General features: G+C 67.9%; 15 protein-coding genes. 9 read left to right on the top strand and 6 right to left on the bottom strand.

Annotated elements, in window-relative coordinates; translation table 11 throughout:
- Position 1 precedes the first annotated feature (1 nt).
- The 4 genes from BM396_RS15995 (at position 2) to BM396_RS15980 (ending at position 5,148) form a co-directional block, all read left to right on the top strand.
- On the top strand, positions 2-3,088 hold the full coding sequence (locus BM396_RS15995; protein WP_043380942.1) for an efflux RND transporter permease subunit: 3,087 nt from the start codon (positions 2-4) through the stop codon (positions 3,086-3,088).
- Between the two features lie 34 nt (positions 3,089-3,122).
- Positions 3,123-3,725 carry a DUF2147 domain-containing protein gene (locus tag BM396_RS15990; RefSeq protein WP_043380940.1) on the top strand — a complete coding sequence of 201 codons (603 nt, stop codon included), beginning with the start codon at positions 3,123-3,125 and terminating at the stop codon, positions 3,723-3,725.
- Positions 3,726-4,538: 813 nt separating this feature from the next.
- Positions 4,539-4,913 (top strand): response regulator, encoded by a 375-nt coding sequence (locus BM396_RS15985; protein WP_043380939.1) that lies wholly within the window; start codon positions 4,539-4,541, stop codon positions 4,911-4,913.
- 37 nt (positions 4,914-4,950) lie between these two features.
- Positions 4,951-5,148, top strand: coding sequence for a hypothetical protein (locus tag BM396_RS15980; protein WP_043380936.1), 198 nt, complete (start codon positions 4,951-4,953; stop codon positions 5,146-5,148).
- A gap of 183 nt (positions 5,149-5,331) precedes the next feature.
- On the opposite strand, the gene BM396_RS15975 is transcribed toward BM396_RS15980, so the two are convergent.
- Both BM396_RS15975 and BM396_RS15970 read right to left on the bottom strand, forming a co-directional pair.
- Complete coding sequence (locus tag BM396_RS15975; protein WP_043381003.1) at positions 5,332-8,673, bottom strand: DEAD/DEAH box helicase; 3,342 nt, start codon at positions 8,671-8,673, stop codon at positions 5,332-5,334.
- 408 nt (positions 8,674-9,081) lie between these two features.
- Complete coding sequence (locus tag BM396_RS15970; protein WP_043380934.1) at positions 9,082-12,813, bottom strand: vitamin B12-dependent ribonucleotide reductase; 3,732 nt, start codon at positions 12,811-12,813, stop codon at positions 9,082-9,084.
- 513 nt (positions 12,814-13,326) lie between these two features.
- Here BM396_RS15970 and BM396_RS15965 point away from each other — a divergent pair.
- Together BM396_RS15965 and BM396_RS15960 are read left to right on the top strand one after the other, a co-directional pair.
- On the top strand, positions 13,327-13,743 hold the full coding sequence (locus BM396_RS15965; RefSeq protein WP_078947231.1) for an NADH:ubiquinone oxidoreductase subunit NDUFA12: 417 nt from the start codon (positions 13,327-13,329) through the stop codon (positions 13,741-13,743).
- A gap of 128 nt (positions 13,744-13,871) precedes the next feature.
- A complete protein-coding gene (locus BM396_RS15960; protein ID WP_043380931.1) occupies positions 13,872-14,528 on the top strand; it encodes a DUF2155 domain-containing protein in 657 nt (218 codons plus the stop codon).
- 83 nt (positions 14,529-14,611) lie between these two features.
- Here the strand turns inward: BM396_RS15960 and BM396_RS15955 are convergent, their stop codons facing one another.
- Positions 14,612-15,673: a polysaccharide deacetylase family protein gene (locus BM396_RS15955; protein ID WP_043380929.1), complete on the bottom strand. Its 1,062-nt coding sequence runs from the start codon at positions 15,671-15,673 to the stop codon at positions 14,612-14,614.
- Between the two features lie 245 nt (positions 15,674-15,918).
- Here BM396_RS15955 and BM396_RS15950 point away from each other — a divergent pair, with 245 nt between their 5' ends.
- Entirely contained in the window at positions 15,919-17,106 is a 1,188-nt protein-coding gene (locus tag BM396_RS15950; protein WP_051975976.1) for a GNAT family N-acetyltransferase, read from the top strand.
- 42 nt (positions 17,107-17,148) lie between these two features.
- On the opposite strand, the gene BM396_RS15945 is transcribed toward BM396_RS15950, so the two are convergent.
- Positions 17,149-19,371, bottom strand: coding sequence for a GumC family protein (locus tag BM396_RS15945; RefSeq protein WP_043380926.1), 2,223 nt, complete (start codon positions 19,369-19,371; stop codon positions 17,149-17,151).
- A gap of 189 nt (positions 19,372-19,560) precedes the next feature.
- Between BM396_RS15945 and BM396_RS15940 the strand changes: the two genes are divergently transcribed.
- On the top strand, positions 19,561-20,139 hold the full coding sequence (locus BM396_RS15940; RefSeq protein WP_043345320.1) for a polysaccharide biosynthesis/export family protein: 579 nt from the start codon (positions 19,561-19,563) through the stop codon (positions 20,137-20,139).
- A 16-nt stretch (positions 20,140-20,155) separates the two neighbouring features.
- Here the strand turns inward: BM396_RS15940 and BM396_RS15935 are convergent, their stop codons facing one another.
- Together BM396_RS15935 and BM396_RS15930 are read right to left on the bottom strand one after the other, a co-directional pair.
- A complete protein-coding gene (locus tag BM396_RS15935) occupies positions 20,156-20,794 on the bottom strand; it encodes a hypothetical protein (protein WP_043380923.1) in 639 nt (212 codons plus the stop codon).
- A 182-nt stretch (positions 20,795-20,976) separates the two neighbouring features.
- Positions 20,977-21,225, bottom strand: a complete 249-nt coding sequence (locus BM396_RS15930; protein WP_043345326.1) for a hypothetical protein — start codon at positions 21,223-21,225, stop codon at positions 20,977-20,979.
- 269 nt (positions 21,226-21,494) lie between these two features.
- On the opposite strand from BM396_RS15930, the gene BM396_RS15925 reads away from it, so the two are divergent.
- The gene (locus tag BM396_RS15925; RefSeq protein WP_043380921.1) at positions 21,495-21,713 is read left to right on the top strand and encodes a hypothetical protein; all 219 of its coding nucleotides are present in this window, start codon (positions 21,495-21,497) and stop codon (positions 21,711-21,713) included.
- The last annotated feature ends 10 nt before the right edge of the window (positions 21,714-21,723 follow it).

Genomic DNA, 21,723 nt, shown 5'->3' with positions numbered 1-21,723 from the left:
GATGCGCCTCAACGTCTCCGCTTGGGCGATCCGCAACCCCATCGCGCCGCTCGTCCTGTTCCTGGTACTAGTCGTGCTCGGCCTCGTCAGCTTCCGCGGGCTCGCGGTGACGAAGATGCCCAACGTCGACGTGCCCATCGTCTCGGTAGCCATCACCCAGTCGGGCGCGGCGCCGGCCGAGCTGCAGACCCAGGTCACCAAGTGGGTCGAGGACTCCATCGCCGGCGTCCGGGGCGTCAAGCACATCACCTCGGCCATCACCGAGGGCTCCTCCGTGACCACGGTCGAGTTCCGGCTGGAGGTGAACACCGACCGCGCTGTCAACGACGTGAAGGACGCGGTCTCAAAGATCCGCATCAACCTTCCGCGCACCATCGACGAGCCGGTGATCAGCCGCGTTGAGATCGCGGGCCTGCCCATCCTCGTCTACGGCGTGAAGGCGCCGGCAATGACGCCGGCCGACCTGTCCTGGCTGGTCGAGGACAAGATCGCCCGGGCGCTCCAGGGCGTGAGGGGCGTCGGCGGCGTCGAGCGCGTCGGCGGCGTCGCCCGCGAGGTGCGGGTCGTGCTCCAGCCCGAGCGTCTGCTGGCGCTCGGCATCACCGCGGCGGACGTGAACCGTCAATTGCGGCTCACCTCCGCCGACATGGCGGGCGGACGCGGCGAGGTCGGCGGTCGCGAGCAGTCGATTCGCACGCTCGCCGCCTCGCGCACCCTGCGCGACCTCAAGGCCACCTCCATCGTCCTGCCGGGCGGCCGCAAGGTCCGGCTCGACGACCTCGCCACGGTCGAGGACGGCATCGAGGAGCCGCGCACCTTCGCGCGCTTCAACGGCGAGCCGGTGGTCGCCTTCGCGGTGTCGCGCGGCTCTGGCGCGAGCGACGCCGAGGTCGCGGCCGGGGTGCAGAGGAAGATTGCCGAGTTCCAGGCGAGCTACCCCGACCTGCAGTTCGAGCTGATCGACTCCTCCGTATCGTCCACCATCGGCTCGTACGATTCCGCCATGCACACCCTGATCGAGGGGGCGCTGCTGGCGGTCATCGTGGTGCTGCTGTTCCTGCGCGACTGGCGCGCCACGCTCATCGCCGCGGTCGCGCTGCCGCTCTCGGTGTTCCCGACCTTCTGGGCGATGGATGCGCTCGGCTTCACCCTCAACGGCATTAGCCTACTCGCCATTACGCTGGTCACCGGCATCCTCGTCGACGACGCCATCGTCGAGATCGAGAACGTCGTCCGGCATATGCGGCTGGGCAAGTCGCCGTTCCGGGCCGCCATCGAGGGCGCCGACGAGATCGGGCTGGCGGTCATCGCCATCACGGCGACCCTGATCGCGGTGTTCGCGCCGGTCTCGTTCATGCCGGGCATCGCAGGCCGCTACTTCATCCAGTTCGGCCTCACCATCGCGGTCTCGGTGTTCATGTCGCTGCTCGTTGCGCGCCTGATCACTCCGATGCTCGCCGCCTACTTCCTGCGCGACCACGGCCATGCCGAGGAGCGCGAGGGCCTAGTGATGCGCGCCTACGGCCGCCTCGTCGGCTGGTCGGTGCGCCACCGGGTCGTCACGCTGTTCGCGGGCCTCGCGTTGTTCGCCGCCTCCATCGTGTCGACGGGCCTGCTGCCCTCCGGCTTCATCCCGAAGCAGGACAACGCCCGTACCCTGTTCATGGTCGAGCTGGCGCCGGGCGCGAAGCTCGCCGATACGGTCGCGGTCTCCGACCGTGTGGTCTCGCGCATCCGGGCGCTGCCCGAGGTGACCTCGGTCTTCGTCGACGGCGGACGGCAGGTCGGCGGCAAGAAGGAGACCCGGCTCGCGACCCTGACCGTCAACCTTACGCCGAAGGCCTCGCGCGCCAAGCGCCAGTGGACGGTCGAAGCCGAGATCGCAGCCCTGCTGGCCGAGGAGCCCGACATCCGGTCCTGGACCCTGCGCGACAGCGGCCAGCGCGACCTCGCCCTGGTGGTGAGCGGGCCCGACGCCGACGTGGTCACCGAAGTCGCCGCGCGCCTGCAGCGCGACATGGCCGCCATCCCGCACCTCGTGGCGGTGATGTCGACTGCTCCGCTGAACCGGACCGAGGTGCGCATCCGGCCGAAGGAGGGCGTGGCGGCCGACCTCGGCGTCTCGACCGACGCCATCGCCGAGACCGTGCGGGTCGGCACCATCGGCGACATCGGTCTGAACCTGGCGAAGTTCAACGCCGCCGACCGTCAGGTGCCGATCCGGGTGCAACTGCCCGAGAGCGCCCGCGGCGCGGTCTCGCGCCTGGAGAACCTGAAGGTGCCGGCCAAGGACGGGGCCGCCGTGCCCCTCGCCGTGGTGGCCGACATCGAGCTCGACCAAGGCCCCGGCGCCATTGACCGCTACGACCGGGCGGTGCGCGTCGCCGTCGAGGCGAACATGGAGGGCTCGGAAGCCCTCGGCTCGCTCATTGCCGAGGCCATGCAGACGCCGACCGCGCGCAATTTGCGCCCGGGCGTGACCATCAGGCAGACCGGCGACGCCGAGATCATGCAGGAGGTGTTCTCCGGCTTCCTGATGGCGATGGGCGCCGGCATCATGATGGTCTACGCGGTACTCGTCCTGCTGTTCGGCAACTTCCTCCAGCCGCTGACCATCCTGTTCTCGCTGCCGCTCTCCATCGGCGGCGCTATCCTCGGCCTGCTCGTCTTCCACATGCCGATCTCGATGCCGGTGGTGATCGGCATCTTGATGCTGATGGGGCTGGTGACCAAGAACGCCATCATGCTGGTCGACTTCGCGGTCGAGGAGATGGGGCGCGGCGTCGACCGGGTCACGGCAATCGTCGATGCCGGCCGCAAGCGCGCACGGCCCATCGTGATGACCACCATCGCGATGGCCGCCGGCATGGTGCCCTCTGCGATGGCGTTCGGCGTCGGCGGCGAGTTCCGCGCACCGATGGCGGTGGCGGTCATCGCCGGCCTGATCGTCTCGACCCTGCTGTCGCTCGTCTTCGTGCCGGCCGTGTTCCTGCTGATGGACAGCCTGGGCGGTCTTCTCGGGCGCGTGTTCGGACGGTTCGTTGGACCGCGCGACGAGGCGGCCGGGCACGCGGCGACCGCACCGTGAGCGCCACGGTCCAACAGCTTGCAGAAGGAATCCGATGACCGCTCCCATATACCGCTTGGCCGCGGTCGCCTTGGTGGCCGCCGTCGCGACCGTCACGTGCGGCCGGTTGAACGCGGCCCGTGCCGCCGAGCCGTTCGGCACCTGGTTCACGGAAGACGGCCGCGCCCGGGTCCGGACCGAGCGGTGCGGGTCCGACGCCTCCCGCCTGTGCGGCTTCGTCGTATGGGGCAGTGAGCCGCTCGACAAGGACGGCAAATCGAAAGTCGACCGCTACAACCCGAACCCGGCTTGGCAGGCCCGGCCCCAGCTCGGCCACCAGATGTTGCTCGGCTTGAAGCCGAACGCGGAGGGGCGCTACGAGGGCAAGATCTACAACGCTGACAACGGCAAATCCTACGACGTGACGGTATGGAGCGATCAACCGTCAGCGCTGACTGTGAAAGGCTGCATGCTGGTGTTTTGCGCCTCGCAGTCATGGAAGCGCGTGGCCGACGTCGTCCCCGGCCAGCTCCAGGGACCAACAGACGGCCCTGGGGGTCCGCGCTCTGATCCGGAGTGGACATCGAAGGGTCCGCGAACCGGCGCTATCTCCGCCAAGAGATCCGCACACGAGGGATCGGCTGCGCACGCAAGGTGAGTTTCGCGCCCACACGGGCGCACCAAGCATCGTGCCGCCCTCTCGAGGGTGCACGGTTGGCCGGTCGGCTGGCACATCGCCCCCTCGTGCATGGCCGACCGGCTGTTTTTCTCGTCTCGTGATGCGGAGTGTCTCGGGCAGCCGGCAGGCGAAACCTCCGTACATGCCCAGCACGGCGAGCCAGGCCGGTTCTGGGTCGAGGCGTATCTCAAGGAGGTGCGCGATCTCCAGCGGTCGTAGCCGTGCATCGCGAACGAGGTCGTCGGCACAGCCTCGGATCACCGCGAGGAAGTGCTCCTGGATCTTACGCAGCACGTCAAAGGGGACGCGCGACAGTCGCACAGGCTGCAAGACTGCTGCGATCCGGTTGCGACCAAGGCGTTCGGCGACATCGACCCCGCGCTCCCCTCGCGCGTTTCCAAGTGCACGTGCGTTTCACGCGAGGCGGAGCGGATCGAGTGCAGCTTTCGCGGCCCGACGGGTCCCCATAAGCACACCTCGTCGGCACCCAATGGCATGTTCGCCGCAGCAACCTCGCGGACGAGATCGCGAAGCCCGAACTGATCTGCGGAGTGGCGACTGTTGGCGGGCCAATCGTGCAGCGGCCCCAAAGCGGATTGCAGCCCGCCGTTCGCACGCCGCCCCTCCGAACCAAGATCGAGCAGCCCCGCAACGAAGGAACGAACGCCTTCGTGGCCACTTGCGGCCAACGCAAATCCCGCATCGCCCGCGATCCGAATGAACCGCGCCGAGTTTCCCGGAGGCCTTTTGGTTTGGCTCAGACGGCCAAGGTGTGAGCCTCGTTGACGGCTCATGTCCGCGAAGCGCGCCCTCGATGCCTCCCTGGTCCTCGTCGTCGAGGACGACGCCCTCGTGCGCCTGTACGCCGTCGAGTTGCTGGAGGACTTCGGCCTCGCGACGGTCGAGGCCCGCGACGCCGACGAGGCCTGGGACATCCTTGAGCGCCGCGACGACATCGGCGTGCTGTTCACCGACATCGACATGCCCGGGTCCATGTGCGGCAAGACCCTGGCCGCCCGCGTCCACGCGTCGTGGCCCGACATCCGCCTCGTCCCGACCTCGGGCCGGCATCGCCTCGCGGACGAGGACGTCCCAGACCACGGCCTGTTCGTGGCCAAACTCTACGGCACGGGGGACATCGTCGAGGCCATCGTCCACGCGCGGTGAGCGGCGGGCCGACAAGTCCCTGAATCTCGACGAGACCGTGCAGCTTTGGGCATCGACGCATGCCTTCTTGGAAAACAAGAAGAACGCGCGGCTTACCGACCCGAACGCCGCCGCACACATCGTATGGAGCCGCGCCATCCCGGCCCCGGTCTCATACCGAGCCGCGGTCGAGATGGCGGCTCAGTTCCTCGACGATCCGACCGCGTCCCTGTCGATGGAGCGTAAAGTCATTTAAGGTGACAAAACGTCATTTGGGGCCCGCGCTGAGCGGAGCTCAAAGGCGAAGCCGGTTAGCGTGCGGTGTCCTCCGGCAGCCCCTTGAGCCTCACTGCCGTGTTCGTGGCGGTCGGTTTGCACGATGCCTGGGCTCGGCGGCATACGTCACGGCCGTCGAGACCAGTGGCGGTGCAGGGCCGTTTCACGCCGAGCAGACGACGGCCAGCTCGACGTCGACGGTTTGCCGGAGATAGGCGGCGGCGGAACCCAGCACGACGGCTTGGTCGTCGGTCAGCCTCGACCGCCGCACTCCGGGCTGCACGATGAGGATCTCGAAGGCGATTGGCTTCATCCTTGAGGCGCGCGCGAGTTGGGCCAACGAGGCGGCCGAGCCCGCGATAAACCGGGACCGGGAAGGACTGCCGTTGCCGATCATCTTGCAGCGCGTGAGCATGTGCCTGTGAAGTCGGTCGAAACCGCCGCGCCACGAGGCCGAGCGGATCGCCTGCGACGATACCTCGACAACGTCCTTAATCCGCTCGCCAGGGTCCGGCTTGCCCGAGTACTTGCAGTGAACCAGGACGAGCCTAATGGTCTCGTCGCCCTCCTGCATGCAGATGAGGTCCGCCGCCTCTCCGGCGTCATCGTCATTGAAGACGATGTCGAAGCCCTCGTCGACGTAGTGGGTCGCCATGCGGGACTGGACCGAGCGCGGCCTCTCGACCCCTTCCTTCCAAGTAGACTCGACGTGGATGTCGACGTCGGTCCAGTCCCACGGCTGCAACTGGCGGTCTTCGATACGTGCCGGAGCCGTGCTGGTCTGCTGGTAGACAAGGTCGCCTTCCAGCTCCTTCAGGCTGACGTAACGGACGACAAGGGGATAGTCGTACAGATAATCTGGCAAGGGCACGTCCAGCCTGCCTTGCCGCAGCCGGATGTTCTCCGGTCCGACGAAGCGATAGCCCCGAACCGCGTCCAGCACCAACTCGACGCGGTCATTGAATTCGCCCCTTGCGGAGACGAGCCTGAAGGCCAGTCGGGTCGACGAGGATGCCTCGGCCTCGTGCTCCCATTGGCAATAGGCCATCGGGACCTGTCGCCCGTCCTTGCACAAGACGATGCGTTCGTCGGAGGTCTTCAATGTCTCCGCGGGCCATTCGACCGAGAGCACCCGCTCGTCCGGGAACGCAGTCTTCACCTCGGTGGGGATGAGGACGTTGTGGAGGATCTTGTCGACGTTGATCGCGGGATCGAGAAGCTTGCGCCCTATGGGCCGGCACCATCTCAGCCATTGCGGAATGGTGCCTTGAGCCTTGGACCAGACCCGCCCCTTCGCCGAACAGCCAGGCGAGACGACGGTCCCTCCCTCCCAGCCTCGACCGTCCAGGTTCGATTTCGTGGCGCCGGTCGTCTCCGTCAGCGTGAGCGCCTGCCTCACGTCGGAGCCCGTATACATGGCGAAGCTCATGTTCCGGCGACCGTGCTTGCGCACGCCGATGTTGCTGAAGATCAGCCGATTGATGCCGCCCAGGGCGCGGAAGGTCTTCTCCCCGTCAATCCGCGCGGTCGCGCCGACCGCGCTTGCAAGCCCCTCGTGCAAGCTGCTCTTGTCGGAGGAGTTCACATGCAGGAGGCCGGCCTCCTCGTCATGGAACAAAACGAAAAGGTCCCATTGGCGGTCGGCGACCTTCTTGCTCCGGGTCCATCTGACCCGCTCCTCCCGCCTCGTCACGAAATAGACCAGCGACGCCGCATCGTTCTGCCATGCGGCATGGACGAAGGTCTTGTCGGGAATGCCCTCGTGGAAGGTCTTGGGCGTGAACTCGTCGCAGAGATATGTGATGGTGCTGAACTTCGGCCTCAGCAGGTTCTTCGAGATCCTCAGCCCCTCGACGTTCTCCTCCGGCACGAGTGCGGTGGAGTCCCGCAGGAAGGCGATCAGCTCGGCATGATCGCGCGCCGCCTTCGAGCTGGCTTCGCTCAGCAACTGGTTCCAGTCGGCGCTCTCGCTATAGAGGCGCTCCAGCTTCGAAGACACCTTCGGATCGGCGATGTTCGCGACCACGGTTGCGTTACCGATGCGCTTGCCGGAGCGACGTGTGAACCGGCCGGTGAACTGCAGGAGGACCGGCAGGCTTTTGTGTAGGTCGTGCAGGACTGCGACCTTGAGCTCGGGCAGGTCGAAGCCCTCGCCGAGCATGTTGACGCAGACGACGATGCGGTGGCGGCCCGCCCGAAGGGCATCCAAGGCCTGCGCGACCTCGATTTCCGTCATCTCCGAATGGATCAGGACCGGGTTCGTCTCCGGCGCCAGGCGTCGATAGAGTTCGAGCAGGCCTTCGCCGCGTTGGATGCGCGCGCACCGGGCCATGAGCAGGTGGTTCAGGCCGGCCTTCAGGTCCGCCCTCAGGGCCGCGATGGCTTCGTCGGCCATTTCCTCGTCGGCCTTGCCCGGGTCGATCTGGAAGACCGAAACGAACTTGATCGGCTTGAAGTACCCGTCTCGCTGGGCGGCCGCGAGCGGGTAACTGAAGATGACGCGCCCATCGACCAGCTTTCCATCGAGCCTGAAGGGCGTCGCCGTGAACTGCACGATCTGGTGCCGACTGAAGTGGCTCCGGAAAGCGCTCCAGGTATCCGAGGCCACGTGGTGCGCCTCGTCCACGAACAGGGTGCCTACGGCTTCGGCGATCTCGGGAAAAAGGGGCTCGGTCGCGGCGCCCGCGAGCGAGGCCATGACGCCGACCACGACGTTGCAGCCCCTGAGCAGGTCGAGATCCTCGCTGCGGGTGGGTTCCTTCGTAATGATGCCCACGACCGGGTTGCGGATATCCGGATCGACCAGCCCCAGTTCCGGCAACTTGCCGAAGTTCTCGAATTTCCTGGCCGTCTGCCAGCGAAGCGCGTCCGACGGGACGGCCACCAAGGTCGGGCCCCGTCGATAGTTGACGACGGCGCAGAGCATCGTCTCGGTCTTGCCCGTTCCCGTGGGCATGACGACGGTGGCCGGCTCTGTCGAGAACACACTCCAATGTGCGCCGATGGAATGGAGCGCGCCGACCTGGGGCGGACGCAAGCCTTGGCCGCCCTCGGCGACCTCACCCTGGGCGGTGGTGGTCTCGGTCCTGAAACGAAAGCCGTCCTTCCAGGACCCCTCGATCTCCTGGGCCGATCCTCGTGGATCGGCACGGTGCTTGGCTGAGAATTCAGCCAGCCGCACGTGCCATTGCCAGCGCGGCTTGCGCCCGTCCTCCTGGAGCAGGACCCCGGTCACTCCAGGTGGCACCGTCGACAGACGCCGATGTGCGACGGCGATCCGCTCGTCGCCGGCGAGATGGTAGATCTCGATATCTCGCTTGGCCGAGATGCGGATGGATGTGACCCGTTCGACGGTATGGGATCGGGCAGGGATCAGCAGGCAGAACCTGACGCCGATCCTCATCCTCTCGATGTACCGAAGCTCCGGGGTCTGAAGCGTCGCCGGCGTAGGCGGCTCCGCCTCTACCCCGGTGTCAGGCTGACTGACGGGTTCCTCCAAGGTCATGTCGATGTCCCTGCTCGGTTCGAACACTGCAGGCCAGGAATGGCGTGCCGCGAGGATCCTGGGCCACCCCCGAAATCATGATCCCGTTTTGTTCGGGTTGGTATTCGGCGGCGGGCCGAGACCCGCCGCCGTTTTTGCTGTTTTGAACGAGAACCTGCTCGGCGCTGAACCGAGCGAAGTTCCAAGGCAACACACTGGCGAAATCGGCTTCAAAAGGAAGTTGGGACCAAACTTGCCTATGGCGAGGGACCAATCCTCCCTCTGTTTAGGACCAATCCCGCTCTCCGCTAAATTTGGTTCCCCAGGCTTATCTTATGCTTCGCTTCACATTCCCTCATAGGCTGGCAGCATATCCGCATGTACTGGTTGGACTTTGCTGCACGTCACATCCACCCCAGGACGTCGGGATTACGAGCACCCCGTCGTGGACCCGCAGGTGTCGCACTTCAGGCAGGTGCCGTTGCGGACCAGCGTGAAGTTCGCGCATTCCGGGCAGGCCTCGCCGACATAGCCTTTCATCTTCGCCTCGGCGCGGCGGTCCGCGACGGTCCGCTCCACCTTTGCGAAGGGCAGGGCGTCCGCGATGGTCTCGGCCTGACCGGGTGCCACCGGCTCCGCTTTCAGCGCGGTGCTGCCCCGGATCGCGTGGACCGTTCCGCCGGCCGGGGCCGACTGACCGGCGCTCGCCGCGCCGACACCGACCGTCCCGCCCGCCGGACCGCCCTGGATCAGGGTCAGCCGGTCGGCCGAGCCGCGCAGCAGACCGCGCGAGACCACCGAGGAGGCCGGTGCGGGCTTCGGGCCCTCGCGGGTCGTGTCGCCGCTCTCGCCGCCGCCGATCACCGTGCCGCCGATCTCGGCGGGGCTGACATGGGCGAGGTCGGCGCGGCCGAGATACGAGACGGCCAGCTCGCGGAAGACGTAGTCGAGGAGCGAGGTCGCGTTCTTGATCGCGTCGTTGCCCTGCACGAAGCCCGCCGGCTCGAACCGCGTGAAGGTGAAGGCCTCCACGTATTCCTCCAGCGGCACGCCGTACTGGAGGCCGAGCGAGATCGCGATGGCGAAGTTGTTCATCAAGCTCCGGAAGGTCGCGCCCTCCTTGTGCATGTCGATGAAGATCTCGCCCAGCCGCCCGTCGTCGTACTCGCCGGTGCGCAGGTAGACCTTGTGGCCGCCCACGACTGCCTTCTGGGTGTACCCCTTGCGCCGGGCCGGCAGCTTCTCGCGGGAGCGGATGCGCTCCACCCGCTCGATCACCCGCTCGACGATCTTCTCCGCCACCGCGGCAGCCTTGGCGGCGGCCGGGGCCTGGATCAGCGCCTCGATGCCCTCATCCGCCTCGTCGTCCTCATCCGAGATGAGGGCCGAGTTGAGCGGCTGCGACAGCTTCGAGCCGTCGCGGTAGAGGGCGTTCGCCTTGAGGGCGAGACGCCAGGACAGCAGGTAGGCCGCCTTGCAATCTTCCACCGTGGCGTCGTTCGGCATGTTGATGGTCTTGGAGATCGCCCCCGAGATGAAGGGCTGGGCCGCCGCCATCATGCGGATGTGGCTCTCGACCGAGAGGTAGCGCTTGCCGATCCGGCCGCACGGGTTGGCGCAGTCGAAGACCGCGTAGTGTTCCAGCTTGAGGAAGGGCGCGCCCTCCAGCGTCATCGCCCCGCAGATGTGGGTGTTGGCGGCCTCGATCTCCTTCTTGGAGAAGCCGAGAAACGGCAGCAGCTCGAAGGTCGGGTCCGCAAGCTTCTCTGCCGGGACCTTCAGGGTCTGGATCAGGAAGTCGTCGCCGAGCGTCCAGCGATTGAACACGAACTTGATGTCGAAGGCCGACTTCAGCCCCTTCTCCACCGCGGCGATCTTCTCGTCCGAAAAGCCCTTGGCGCGGAGCGTCGTCGGGTTGATCCCCGGCGCCTGGCCCATGGAGCCGTGGCCGACCGCGTAGGCCTCGATCTCGGCGATCTCGGATTCGCGGTAGCCCAGCGCCCGCAGGGCGTCCGGCGCGGCCTGGTTGATGATCTTGAAGTAGCCGCCACCGGCGAGCTTCTTGAACTTCACCAGGGCGAAGTCGGGCTCGATGCCCGTGGTGTCGCAATCCATCACGAGGCCGATCGTGCCGGTGGGCGCGATCACGGTGGCCTGCGCGTTCCGGTAGCCGTGCTCCTCGCCGAGCTTCAGCGCCCGGTCCCAGGCGGCGCGGGCATGGTCGCCCAGGTCGGCCTGCGGGATGTTGGCATGGTCGAGGGCGACCGGCGCGACATTCAGGAATTCGTAGCCTGCGGTCTCGCCATGCGCGGCCCTGCGGTGGTTGCGGATCACCCGCAGCATCGCGTCGGCGTTCTCGTCATAGGCCTGGAAGGTGCCGAGTTCGGCAGCCATCTCGGCGGAGGTGGCGTAGGCCACACCGGTCATGATCGCGGTGAGCGCGCCGGCCAGTGCCCGGCCCGCATCGGAATCGTAGGGCAGGCCCATGGTCATCAGCAGGCCGCCGATATTGGCGTAGCCGAGACCCAGCGTCCGGTATCGGTAGGAGAGTTCCGCGATCTCCTTGGATGGGAACTGCGCCATCATCACGGAGATCTCGAGCACCACCGTCCAGAGGCGGTTGAGATGCTCGAACGCCTCCACGTCGAAGCGCTTGGTATCCCGGTCGTACATCGTCAGCAGGTTCGCCGAGGCGAGATTGCAGGCAGTGTCGTCGAGGAACATGTACTCGGAGCACGGGTTCGAGGCCCGGATCCGCCCACCCGCCGGGCAGGTGTGCCAGTCGTTCATCGTGGTGTTGAAGTGCAGGCCCGGATCCGCCGACGCCCAGGCGGCCTCGCCGATCCGCTCCCACAGCTCACGCGCCTTCAGGGTCTTGGTGACCTTGCCGGTGGTGCGAGCCGTGAGGTTCCAGTCCGCGTCCGCCTCGACGGCGCGCAGGAAGCCGTCGGTCAGGGAGACCGAGTTGTTGGAGTTCTGGCCGGCCACCGTCAGGTAGGCCTCGGAATCCCAGTCGGTGTCGTAGACGGGGAATTCGATCTTGGTGAAGCCCTGACGAGCGAACTGCACCACGCGCTTGATGTAGGCGTCCGGCACGGACGCCCGCCGGGCAGCCTTGATCTCGCGCTTGAGCGCCGGGTTGCGCTCGGCGTCGAAGCAGGCGTCGCCTTCCGCCTCGCACTGGGTGCAGGCCTTCATCACCAGGGTCAGGTGCTTGGAGACGACCTTCGAGCCGGTCACCAGGGCGGCGACCTTCTGCTCCTCCTTCACCTTCCAGTCGATGAAGGCCTCGATATCCGGGTGGTCGATATCGACGATCACCATCTTGGCGGCACGCCGGGTGGTGCCGCCCGACTTGATCGCGCCCGCCGCCCGGTCGCCGATCTTTAGGAAGCTCATCAGACCCGACGACTTGCCGCCGCCGCCGAGCTTCTCGTTCTCGGCGCGCAGCTGCGAGAAGTTCGAGCCGGTGCCCGAACCGTACTTGAACAGGCGCGCCTCACGCACCCACAGGTCCATGATGCCGCCCTCGTTGACGAGGTCGTCCTGGACCGACTGGATGAAGCAGGCATGCGGCTGCGGGTGCTCGTAGGCCGTGGCCGACTTGGTCAGCACGCCGGTCTGCGGGTCGCAGTAATAGTGTCCCTGGCTCGGGCCATCGATGCCGTAGGCCCAATGCAGGCCGGTGTTGAACCATTGCGGCGAGTTCGGCGCCACCATCTGGCGGGCGAGCATGAAGCGCAACTCGTCCATGAAGGCGGACGCGTCCGCCTCCGACGAGAAATAGCCGCCCTTCCAGCCCCAGTAGGTCCAGCAGCCGGCGAGCCGGTCGAAGACCTGCGTGGCGGAGGATTCCGAAACGAAGCGCTCGTCCTCCGGCAGATCCGCCAGCGCCGCCTCGTCGGGCACCGAGCGCCACAGGAACGAGGGAACCGCGTTCTCCTCGACCTTGCGGAGGCGGGCCGGCACACCCGCCTTGCGGAAATACTTCTGCGCGAGGACGTCGCTCGCCACCTGGCTCCAGCTCTCCGGCACGTCGATGCCGTCGAGGCGGAACACAATCGACCCGTCCGGATTGCGGATCTCGCTCAGGGCCTTGCGGAAGGGGATCCCGGCGTAGGGCGATTGTCCGGCCGTTGTATAGCGACGCTCGAACCGCATGAAACACACCTCTTCCGACGGGACACGACGGCCCCGGCCCCGCGCGACGCGGGGTCTATGCCCGATATTGGGATTCGCGGCCGAACACGCCCGGCGAAGGGTCGTCACCCGGTGTCGCGAACGAAATCTAGGAACGGTCGCCCCTGCTCAACGCGCCACTCCAAGGTCGCGACCGATGCCGGGAGAATACCGCCGCCTTCACTCTCACGTCAACAAGTGGTGTTCGGCGGCCTTGTTCCCCGCTAGATGTTGTGCCGGCTCGCAAAAGCCTGTGGATATCGTCCCGGGCCTGGATAAGTGTCCTTCCCGCTTTCCGGAATCGGATCGGGAAAATTTTAGATTCACAACCGTCGAGAGAGCGGTGGGCGCCCGGCCGAAACAGGGAGCGGAAAGCCCGCCTTGAGCGTTGCCGCGCAGCGACACTTCCGTCTCGCGGCTGGACTCGCGGGCGCGCGGTCACCATAACGACGCCGAGAAGCGCCCCCGCGGCGCGGCACGATCTCGGGACCGGCGATGGCGCTGAAGGACACTTTGCTGCGCGTCTTCACATGGTGGAACGGCCAGACCGTCTCCCTGGCGCTCCAGACCGCCCGCACCGGCATTTTCGTCGGCGAGGACGAGTTCGGGAACAAGTACTACAAGGCGGAAGGCGCGCTAATCGACCGCTCGGTCGGTTCGGAGCGCCGCTGGGTCGTCTACAACGGCTATGCCGACGCCTCGAAGGTCCCCCCCGGCTGGCGTGGCTGGCTCTGCCACAATGTCGATCTCGCCCCGAGCGAGGAGAACTACGAGCCGAAGGCTTGGCAGAAGCCGCATATCGAGAACCAGACCGGCACGGCCAACGCGTACCGGCCGGCGGGTTCGCAGCTCTCCTGGGGCCAGCGGCCGGCGGCCACCGGCGACTACGTCTCCTGGTCGCCGGGCGAGTAGATCCCCGGTCTCCCGCGGACCCGGCGCCCTTTTGCCGCCACCGTTCCGGTGTTCATGACGGGCCAATCCCGATCGTCCGCCGCGCAATCGTTGGCGCGGCCGGCCACCCTCGTCTAGGGGTCCGAGCCTTGAGCCGCATCACCGCCTTCGCACGCCGCGCGCTCGCCCCGAGCCTGGCGCTCGCCATCTGCGCCAGCCCTGCCGCCGCCGACAAGATCAAGAACCCGACCGCGGTCTTCTCCGGCCTCGACAAGATTACCGGCCGGATCGTCAATTTCGAGGTGGCGGTCGACGAGACCGTGCAGTTCGGCGCGCTGCAGCTCACCCCGCGGGTCTGCTACACGCGTCCGCCCACCGAGAGCGCCAAGACCACGGCCTTCCTCGAGGTCGACGAGGTGACACTCGACAACAAGTACCGCCGCATCTTCACCGGCTGGATGTTCGCGTCGAGCCCCGGGCTGCACGCGATCGAGCATCCGATCTACGACGTGTGGCTGGTCGACTGCAAAGGCGGCAGCGATGTGATCGCCGAAGCCAAGGAGCAGGAAGACGTCCCGGCCGTCGCGGCCAAGCCCGAGAAGGCGAAGCGCCCGGGCAAGGACCCCACGAAGACCGCGCAGCAGCTCAATGCGGCCGGGCAGGTGGACGTGGAGGCGCCGCGCGGCGTGCCCGTCCAGCCGCGCCAGAAGCCCTCGCGCAAGTTCTTCCCGTCGAACGAGGGTCCGGCACCGGCTCCGCCGCCGCCGCATCAGCCGCAGAACCTGTTCGACGCTCTATTCCGCTGACCGCGTCCGCGATCCGGTCCCGGCACCCGCCTCGATGAACTCGTCCGGCATCGTCAGGGGCCGGTTCGAACCGCGACGCCGCTTCAGGCGACGTTGACGCGCCGCCCGCGATTCCACGCCAGGAACGGAACACCGGAGAGAAGTCCGGCGAGCGCCGCACCCGTCTGGTGGCAGCCGTTCACCGAGACCCGGGGCAGGGCCTGAAGGTGCGCGGCATGCTCGGCGAACAGGTGACCGGGCCGCGTGGTCACTGCCGTCGCAAAGCCCATCTCCCGCGCCAGGGCGAATTCCCGCGGTCCGGCGGAGGTCGGGTCTCCCACCGGATAGGACAGGTGCCGCACCTGCCGTCCGAGTTCCGCCTCGATCCGCGCGCGTCCCTCGGCGATCTCGCGGGCGGCGAAGGCGGCGTCGTGCTTGGCCAGCATCGGGTGGCTCACCGTATGCGCGCCGATGGTGACGGCCGGGTCGGCCGCGAGGTCGCGCAGCTCCGCCCAGGACAGGCACAGTTCGGAGGCGATCCGTCCGGGCGGGAAGCCGGCCTGTCGGCAGAGCTCGGCGATCCGGTCGAGAAGGTCGGCCTCGCGGCCGCGGCGCAGGTCTCGGTAAACGACTTCGAAGGCTAGAGCCTTCTCCTGCGGGCTGCGGGCCGGCAAGTCCACGCTGCGGGACCCGATGTCGATCCGCACGCGATCGAGGCGCGCGATCGCGTGCTCCAGCTCGATCCACCAGAGCCGGCCGGCCTGATCGGCGAAGCCGCTGGTGACGAACAACGTCCATGGCGCGCCGTGGCGGGCCAGCACGGGACGCGCGTGTACGACGTTGTCCCGGTAGCCGTCATCGAATGTCAGGACCGCGAAGGGCGGCCCGTAATCGGGTTCGGCCAGGCGCTCCGGCAGGTGATCCAGGCCGATGACCTCGAAGCCCCGGGCATCGAGTTCCCGCAGGGTCAGGTCGAGGAATTCCGGCGTGATGCCCAGCAGGCGATTCGGCGCGAAGGCGGGACTCGGCGCGGGGCTGACGTGGTGGAATGTGAGGATCACACCGAGGCCGCGGGCGGCGGGGCCGAGCCACCGATCCGCCCCAAGCGCCTGTATCGCGCGAAAGCCGGACGCGAAGACCCGATGCTTGGCGCGCGACGACAGCATGATTCTGAACCGATCGGGCCGCAGCGCCCGTACCACGGAGCCTTGGCGCGACGCGGTAAACAAATCCGAAAGCCGCCGCACCGAGGGGCGACCGGAAGAAAGGAGCTGTTAGCCAAGCATCCCTTTTGCCGCGCCGTGCCGCGCCGCGGGCCAAGGATCCCGCGTTGGGGTGACGGGCCATTCAGGCCCTGGAACCCAGTATTCGGGCGGCACGGGATCGTCGGTGGTCCCTGGGAGATCGGGTCATGGCGACCGGCGTCCAGATGGCAGGAACGGACATGGTCGAATCGCGCCTGGCCCACGGGCTCATCGCGGAGATCATCCCGGATCTGAATGCCGCCGAGGCACTCTGGCGCCGGCTCGAAACCGAGCCGGCCGCCCTCGGGACGCCCTATCAGCGGTTCGACTGGGTGAGCGCCTATCTGCATGCGACCGGGCAGGTCGAGCATGCCCGCATCGTGATCGTGCGGAACGCAGATGGGCGTCCACGCCTTCTCATGCCGTTGACGCTGCAGCGGGAACACGGCCTCCGCATCGCGCGCACCGTCGGTGACACGCACGCCAACTATCATATGCCGCTCTTCGCCACCCGCGATGCGGCAGCCCTCCCGCCCAGCAGCATCGTCACGGCCCTGATCCAGGCGGGCCGGGCCAACGGCATCGACGCCTACACCCTCAAGCATCAACCCAGGATGTGGGACGGGGCGGCGAATCCGCTCGCCGCGACCGGCGAGCCCGAGGCCAGCGATGCCTACGGTCTCATGCTCGGGCCGGACCCGGAGGCGACCGTGCGCCGGGTCTTCAGTGCCGACGCCCGCAAGAAGCTGCGCTCGAAGGAGAAGCGCCTCATCGAGGCGCACGGCGCCATCGCCTACCGCCGCGCCGGGACGCCCGAGGAGGCGCAGCGTCTGCTGGCCGCCTTCTACGCGCAGAAATCGGCGCGCTTCGCCGTCATGGGCATCTCCGACCCCTATGCCGATCCCGCGATCCGCGCCTTCCTCGCGGCGGCGTCGACCGGCGCGGAGCCGGCGATGGAGGTGCATGCCCTCTGCCTCGTCGAGAGCGGCCGGGTCCTGGCAACGTTCGGCGGCGCCGTGAGCGACCGGCGCTTCAGCGGCATGATGACGGCATTCGACGCCGACCCGGAGATCGCCCGGTACAGCCCCGGGGACCTGTTGCTGCAACATCTGGTGCGCGATCAGACGGACCGGGGCCGGCAAGGCTTCGACCTCGGCGTCGGCGAGGCGCGCTACAAGGCCAGCATCTGCGACGAGACGATCAGCCTCGTCGAGACGGTCATACCGGTGACCTTGCGCGGCCGGACCTACGGGGCCGTGCGCGGAAGCCTGACGCGCACCAAGCGGCGCATCAAGCGAGACCCGCGTCTCTACGCCGTCCTCAAGCGGCTCCGGGCTTTGCGCCGCCGGCCCTGACCGTCGCGTCCTGGGCCGGACCTGCGCCCGGCGACACCCGTCTCAAGCGGCGCTCAGGCGCAGCTCAGCCGCCGGATCCTCGAAACCCGCATTCGCCGGACGGTCCTGAGCGACCAGGATCTGCCCCGCACCCGCATCCTCGGCCAGGGCGTAGAGATCGGCCAGCGCCGGATCCTCCGCATCGGCATTCGACGCGATCACCACGCAGTCCATGAAGCCCGCGACGAGCTCGAGCAGGTCGACGGCGCCGGGCGCGGCGGCGAGCCGGAAGAGCACGCACTCGTAGGCCTCCGCCATGGCTTCGAAGGTCAACACCAGAGCGTCCGGCGCGTCGAACAGGACCGTCGAATCGTGGAGCCCGGCCGCGATCCGATGATGACCGCCGGCGCGACCGGCCTGAATCACATCGAGGAAGGCAGCCTCGCTGGCGATGAGGTCGGAGAAGCCCAAGCCCCGGGGCCCGCTGCTCGGCGCGTTCAGATCCACGGCGACGAGGCTCCCCTCGCGGCCGAGGGCACGGGTCAGGGCCTCTGAGAGCGTCGCCGGACCGCGCCGGTCCTCGGTCTCGACGATCAGGATCCGGCGGCCGGACTGGGCCCCCGGGTCGCGGGGCGCTGCGGCGATGCGCGCGACGAGGGGCGCAAGGTCGAAGGCCTCGGCGGTGCCGGCAGACGCTTTCGCCACGGGTGCCGTCGTCGCGGAGGCGGCTGCGGCCTCCGACGGCTGGGACCAGCGCTCGGACGGCATCGGCTCCGGAAACGCGAAGGTCGGCCGGTCCATCAACGGCTCGCGGCGGCGGCGATCGTCCGTCGGATCGCCGTCGCGCTGTCCGGCAGCGCGGCCGGATTCGGCGAGCAGCGCGCTGGCGATGACGCCGCCGGCCGAGAGCATGAGGGTCAGCAGCGTCGCGAAAGCGACGATCGGCAACTTCTTCGGGAAGGACGGCACCTCGGGCGTCACCGCGCGGGATACGATCCGGGCATCGGCCGGCGTCGCCGCCTCGCCGTCGCGCGCCGCCGCCTCGCGGTAGCGGCCGAGATAGGATTCGAGCTGCTCACGCTGCGCCTTGGCCTCGCGCTCCAGCGCCCGGAGCTGGATCTCGCTGGCGTTCCCCTGGGCGACGACGTCCTGCTGGCCGTCCACGGCGTTCCGGAGGCTCTCGACCCGTGCGCCGGCGATCTTGGCGTCGTTGTCCATCGTCCGCACGATGCGCTCGGCGGAGCCCTTGATCTGCGCGTCGAGATCCTCGAGCTGGGCGTTGAGTTCCTTGATCCGCGGATGGGCCGGCAGAAGCGTGCGCGATTCGAGGGCGAGCTGGGCGCGCACCGAGATCCGGTTCTCGACGATCCGCCGGATCACCTCGTTGTTCGCGACATCCGGGATCTCGAAGGCGCGCCCGTCCTTGATCAGGTCCTTGATGGCCTTCACCTTGCCGTCGAGATCGGCCTTCAGGCTCCGCGCCGCCGAGAGCTGGCTCGACAATTCGCCGAGCTGCTGCGCGTTGAGGGGCCGGCCGGTGGCGCCGGCGCTGCCCACGAGGCCGTTCTTGACGCGGAACGCCTCGACCTTCGCCTCGGCTTCGGCGACGCGCTTGCGGAGCCCATCGATGTTGCCGCCGAGCCACGTGGAGGCATAGCGGGCGGTATCGACCTTATCGGCCTCCAGCGATCCGATGTAGAGCTTCGCGATGGTGTTGGCGGCTTCGGCCGCGAGCTTCGGATCCTTCGCGCGGAACTCGATCGTCAGGATGCGCGACTTTCCGGCGGGAAAGACCAGCAGGTGATCGAAATAGGCATCGAGCACGCGGTCCTCGGCCGGGCGGTCCAGAGGATTGGCGCCGATGCCGAGCATCATCAGCACGCGCTGCACCGGGCCGATGCTGCCGGCGCCGGGATCGAATTCGGCATTGCCCACGAGCTTGAGCCGGCGGATCGCCTCGCGGGCGAGATCCCGGGACATGACCACCTGCACCTGGCTCGCCACAGCCTGCTCGTCGATGGGTGCGAGCTGGTCGGCGCGTTCCTGCGCGGTGCGGGCGAAGGCCGGGTCGCGGCTCTCCAGGAGAACCTTCGCCTCGCCGGTGTAGCGGGGGCTGACCACGTTGACGAAGACGCTCGCCCCCAGGGCGACCACCAGGGTCGGTCCGACGATCCATCCGATCGAGCGCCGCAGGATCCGCGGCAGCTGCGCGAGACCGAGGCCCTCCTCGGCGCGCGGCTGCGGGCTGGGCAGGGCGTTGGTCGAGCGTTGACGTATAGAGGACATGCGGACGCTCTGGACGCGGCGGAAAACCGGGCCGGCATTACTGCCCGCCCGCCGCCATTAGTGGATGTTAAGGTTGCTCAAGAGTTAAGGCGCGCGCGGACCGGCGGCGCCGGCCGGCCCGTCCGGCGGTGATCAAGTTTCATTAACCTTAACGGCCTAGATGATCCGGCAACTGCATCCTTGACGGCGATGGTGATGAACCGGCGCGCTCTGCTTCTCGCACTCGGCTCGACTCTGGCACTCGGCGGCTGCCTGCGGCCGAGCTTCCGCACCGACGAACTCGACGCGACCGGCACCGGGTCGATCGCTGCCCGCTACACGCTGGCGGCGGGCGACAAGCTTCGGGTGATCGTCTTCGGCCAGGACAACCTGTCGAACATTTACGCGGTGGATGGTGCCGGTCGCATCGCCATGCCGCTGATCGGCACCGTGCAGGTCGGCGGCCAGACGACCGCCCAGGCGGCCAAGGCGGTCGAGGCCAAGCTGGCGGCCGGGTTCGTCCGCGAGCCGCACGTCACCGTGGAGGTGGACGCCTACCGGCCTTTCTACATTCTCGGGGAGGTGACCACCTCGGGCCAGTATCCGTTCGTCAACGGCATGACCGTCGAGACGGCGGTGGCCATCGCCGCCGGCTTCGGCCCCCGGGCGGCGCGGGATTATGCCGTTCTGACCCGCGACACCAACGGCACGCTGGTCTCGGGAATCGTGCCGATGACCTACGCGGTCCGTCCGGGCGACACGATCGTCATCAAGGAGCGCTTCTTCTGAGCGACGGTCGCGCCAGTCACTGCGCCTCATGCCACGGGTTGATCACCCGCATCGCGGTCTTCTGCGCGGGGATCGGCGTCGCGATCTCGGGGGCCGGCTGTTTCGCCCGTGCCATCATCTGCCGTGCGGCCTGTGCGGGCAGGGTGCCCACCGGTGTGAAAAGGCCGGCCAGGACCTTGCGGGTGCCCTTGCTGACCAAGCGCGAGTTCTGGACCGGTTCGAAATCCCGGATGGCGTGACGCTTGTCGGGATTCCCGGTGAACACCCGGGCGCCGGCATTCAGGACAACGATGTCGCCGGGGCGCAGCGTCTCGTCCTTCAACAGAGCCGCCGTGGCGCCGCCCTTCATGTCGATGGGGGTCTGGCGCTCGCTGATCTCCCGCTCCTTGACGCGGATCTTCAGCGGCAGCGCCGCGTAGCGGGTCTGAAAGCGCCGGCGCGCGGCGCCGAGCCGCGGGCTCGCTTGGCGGCCATACGAACGGCCCTCGAAGGCCGGAGCCTGGGTCTGCGCGGGCTGAGATTGTTGAACCGCCGGCCGAGCCCCGAACAGCATCTCGAGGAAGCCCAGTTCGGCCGCGTGGGCGTGCATCGTCGTCCCGGCGAGAAGGCCGCCGGACGTCATGACGGCCAGCAAACTGCTCGTGCGAAGCCTCATGACATCCTCCGGAACCGACGCCCGACGTGAGCATCCGACCCTCAACCGCAAGGCGTACTGGAGGGTTCCGGATGATTTACGATCTGCTTAGCAACACCGGTCGACTTCGCGGCGGTGCAGTATTCGACGCCCCCGTCTGAGGGCGATGACGCGATCCGGATGCGTTGGGGGTGAAGCGCCGATCAGCCCGGAGCGGATTGCTCGCCCTCGCCGATGCAGTCGAGGGCGCGCTCGACCGCGCTCACGGCATCGAGCAGGTGCTGGACCGTCCGCTCAACCTCGAGCGCGGGGCGACCCATCGCGGCGGCACGGGCGCTCACATCCTCGAGCTGCTCCAGGAGGGCGAGAAGATCGCCGGCCACGGTCACGACCTCGCAGCGGGCGAGGCGCGTGACGGTGGGACGCGGGCGGAAGGGCAAGACGTTGCTCATTGCCGAGGGTTGTCGCCCGAAACGGTCCGGATTCGCCAGGGGGCGCGGGCCGCGCTCAACACGATTGCCCGTCGGTATCCGCCCCAAACCGGGGGTGTGGTGGATTTTCCGTGGCCGCTGCGCATCGGAGGCCACAGAACGGATTTACACGTTGCGCGCGACCTTGACGGGCGCGCTCCCGGGCTGACCATGCCGCGAGACGTTTCGTCGAGGCCTCGTCCGGGAGATGCCGGAGGGAGGCTCGACTCCGGCAGGCTTCAGGATTTGCGATGCGCTTGACCCTTCTCGCCCTCTCCGCACTCACCATCGGTGGCCTGTGTGCCTGCAGCACCAGCGACGGGCCGGACTCGCGCAGCGGGCTGGCCGAGACCTTCAACCTCGACAATTACCGCGCCTCCGGCAACACGAACGGCACCCAGAGCCGCCGGGACGTGAATCGCGCCTACACCCAGCCCACGCTGCCGACGATCGGCAACCGCGGGATGTGACACCCGCGGT

It is taken from the genome of Methylobacterium sp. UNCCL125 (assembly GCF_900116795.1).
Lineage (GTDB): Bacteria > Pseudomonadota > Alphaproteobacteria > Rhizobiales > Beijerinckiaceae > Methylobacterium > Methylobacterium fujisawaense.
The sequence above is the reverse complement of the archived record's forward strand: the minus strand, read 5'-3'. Positions and strand labels throughout refer to the sequence as shown.